This is a genomic window from Candidatus Jordarchaeum sp., from assembly GCF_052745115.1.
In genome coordinates this window covers 1-3,418 of the sequence record NZ_JBRAKS010000392.1, presented here as the reverse complement: position 1 = coordinate 3,418, position 3,418 = coordinate 1, and the positions used below count along the sequence as shown (strand labels likewise).

Below are 3,418 nucleotides of genomic sequence, written 5' to 3'. Positions count from 1 at the left end.
CTCTATTTAAAGTCAAAATAATTAAATAGCTCTAATTAGTATTGATTATGAAATTTATATTTGGGAGGAATTTAATGCCTTCAATAGTTTCGGTAGTTAAGGGTCATGATCCTGAGAAAGTTGTACCAAAATCCGTTGATTTGCTAGGCGGCGTTGCAGAAATTGTGGATTCGGGGGATACTGTGTTAATTAAACCTAATATTATGGAACCCATGCCTCCCGAGACCGCAGCCGTTGTAGACCCCAAGATAGTTGAAGAAATTGTCAAGCTGGTGAAGAGTGCTAATCCAAGAAAAATAATTGTTGGTGAGAGCCCCGCTTATAATTTCAAGGCCAGGGACGCTTTTAAGGTTTCGGGCATAGGTGAGATCGTTAAAAAGTTGGGAGCTGAAATCTCCTATTTTGATGAAGAGCCTTACGTTGAAGTTGATGTACCGAATGGTAGAATTCTCGAAAGTATAGAATTACCGAAGACAGTTGTAGAGTCTGATGTCCTCATAAATGTTGCTAAAATGAAAACTCACGGGTTAACTGGTGCCACCCTGGCAATAAAAAATTTGCACGGTTTATTACAGTGGAAAGACAAATGGTTCTTAGCCCATAAAACAGATATTTTCTATAAACTTGCTGACATCATTAAGGCTGTAAAGGAAAAACTCAAACTATCCTTTATTGATGGTATTGTAGCAATGGAGGGACAGGGGCCAGCTCTTGGAGATATAATTGAGGATATGGATGTCGTAGTTGCGGGTAAGGACATAGTCGCTGTGGACGCCGTAGCCTCGGCAGTAATGGGCTTCCAGCCTCTGGAGTTACCGATGACTCAGGTCGCAGCAAATCAGGGTTTAGGAAATGCCGACCTCTACGATATAGAGGTGAAGGGTGAGACTATCGAGTCTGTGCAAAGACACTTTAAAAGACCTATTATTAGTTACGTGTCTGATATCCCTAATGTGACATTGTACATCGGCGGAGTGTGCCAGGCTTGTTTGACGAGATACAATTTTTTCATGCCGGAAGTAGATGAAAACAAAACCTATGTTGTAATCATGGGATGTAACCCAATTATTCCAAGAGATGTTGAAGTTGATGAGGTTCATGTAATTGGAGAATGTGCGGTTAAATCAGCAAATGATTTGATGGAAAAATTTGGTGATGCGAAAATTGTTATGACTGAAGGTTGCCCCCCAATGAATGAGATAGTTTTCAGAAACCGTGTAGAAGAAAGACTCAAATTTATATGCGGAGAAATATAATAACTGAAAAGATTGAATAATAGTTATACTAATTTAAGGTGGTTGATATGAGTGGTGTTGATAATATTCTATCGGCTAGAGAAGCGTGTCTAGGAGTATTAGAAAAGCTTGAGGGTATGCATGGAAAGCTGGACGAAAATACTCTTAATGAGATTGAGAGTAGGTTAAAAAAAGATGCCTTTAATCTGGGTGAATGGAAAAAGAAGGCTTTTGCAAGAGTTCCACTAGGTACAACACTGTCAGAGGGGATTGTAAACTCAGCAAAAGAATTAGAAAAAACTATAGAGGACGAAGATGTCAAATTAAATAAGGCACTGGCAGCTCTAGAAAAAATGGAAAACGCAATGACCGAATTCGAGAAAGAGATGGACAAAAGGTCCCGCTTAGCCACATAATCAGTTACAGTTGAATTATTTTTAAACTACTGATATATTCTATAATACGAGCTATCTATAATTATCAAAATATAACAGGACTTTTTGATTTCTCAAAAAAAAGGGGAAAGGGGAGAAGTGCTACTCCTCACTATTAGAGGGTCTTTTTGATAGTTCTTCGTAGGATATTCTGAGTTTGGGTAGGTATTCGAAGCCCCCAGGTGGGGTAACCGTGATGCCGGCCCATGCCTTCTTAAGGTATTGTCCACAAGGTCTTTCTGGCGAGTTTCTGGGGAACCAACATTTTTTATAGTCACTATAGGCGTCTCCCTCGATCAGCTCATAGTCGGTACTGCCCATTCCGAGCTCCCGTACTACATTACATTGTATCCACTGTGGGATGTAACCGAGGAGACCTCCGCATTTAGTGAATTTTTCTGTGCCTACTGCCATCGCGGATAATTCATCAGCTGCAGAGCCCTCACACCCTAATACGTTCATCGTCATATCTAAAACTGCAAGGTCCACGGCAGCCAGGTCCCTTGAGGCAAAAACTCCCAGGTTTGGCATTATGGCTCGATCTGCCCAATCCACGCAATCGCACCAAGGACTCATGTCGATAGCATAGTTAATGTAGCCGACTCGATCTCTTCCCATATGATTAACGATCGCCGATGCTGTTTCGCCCATTGTTATCGCACACATCTGTAAATATTCGTCAGGTATGGACCAAACACCGCATGCGAGTGGAAATAGGACATGTCCGAAACAGCCGATGCACAGGGATCTGTCCCACTCCATGTGGTCCTCGAGAACTTTAATTGCTCCCGTTGGGCAGTTGGTTTCACAGGTCTTAGCTACCTCTGGACCCCAAGGACAACCCTGTAGTCCTCCACAGGCCTCCCCCGAAAATACAAACAATTCACTGGCAAGGCCATACTTAGGATGGGTCGTCAGGTGAACATTCATTTTACCTCTTTTTGATTGGCACCCGATGCCGATATTTTTAATTGCGCCACCAAATACGCCCATGGGATGACCCTTAAAGTGGGAAACGACAATCATGGAGTCTGCATCTACTATTCCTCTAGCAACATATGCATGTTTAGTGAAGATGGGATTCGGTACTTCAATTTTTTTATCATCAAGCCCAGCTTCTCCATCGGCTATTACTATTGGACAACCCATACTCTCTTGAGTGAAACCGTGAGCTGCCGCTGTGAAATAATAATCTTGGGCTAAAACCCGCGAGTCGAATGGAGTGAAAAGAACTGTGGTTGTGTCGGTGACGAAGGGTATTCCTCCATATTCCTTGATTTTGTCACAGATTACCCTTAATAGAAAAGGTCGTAGGTAGTGTGTTGTGCCCCAGACACCCATATGGCATTTAACCGCTACTCGATCACCCTTGTCGAAACACTCGTTTAATCCGGCTTGCTCGAAAAGTGCAGCTCCCTTATATGCTAGACTTGTTAATAAGCTAGTTGCTCGATCATCTATATAATATACTTTTGCTTTTGCCAAAAAACTCCCTCCAAAATTTTTTAATTTTAAAATATATCTGCCTACTTTGGTTTTATTTTTTTGGGTCGGCATATATATAAATTATTTTGTAAAGATATTTTGTTGGAGAAAGGTTTTTGGCTTGGAACTCTCCTTTTAGTACCTTAGGATCGGCATTTTCCTTAAAGCCTAAGATTATTTTATTAACGAAATTATTATATAATAAAAAATTTTACTGTAGAGATTCAAAAGAACAATGAGTCTATGATTTATTATATTTTGATT

General features: G+C 40.8%; 3 protein-coding genes. 2 read left to right on the top strand and 1 reads right to left on the bottom strand.

Features of this window, described 5'->3' with window-relative positions:
* The first annotated feature begins 74 nt into the window (after positions 1-74).
* On the top strand, positions 75-1,256 hold the full coding sequence (locus ACUVXA_RS18380) for a DUF362 domain-containing protein (protein ID WP_445872743.1): 1,182 nt from the start codon (positions 75-77) through the stop codon (positions 1,254-1,256).
* 47 nt (positions 1,257-1,303) lie between these two features.
* On the top strand, positions 1,304-1,651 hold the full coding sequence (locus ACUVXA_RS18375) for a hypothetical protein (protein WP_445872742.1): 348 nt from the start codon (positions 1,304-1,306) through the stop codon (positions 1,649-1,651).
* 120 nt (positions 1,652-1,771) lie between these two features.
* Here ACUVXA_RS18375 and ACUVXA_RS18370 read toward each other — a convergent pair whose 3' ends face one another.
* Positions 1,772-3,154: a DUF362 domain-containing protein gene (locus ACUVXA_RS18370; RefSeq protein WP_445872741.1), complete on the bottom strand. Its 1,383-nt coding sequence runs from the start codon at positions 3,152-3,154 to the stop codon at positions 1,772-1,774.
* Positions 3,155-3,418: the final 264 nt, after the last annotated feature.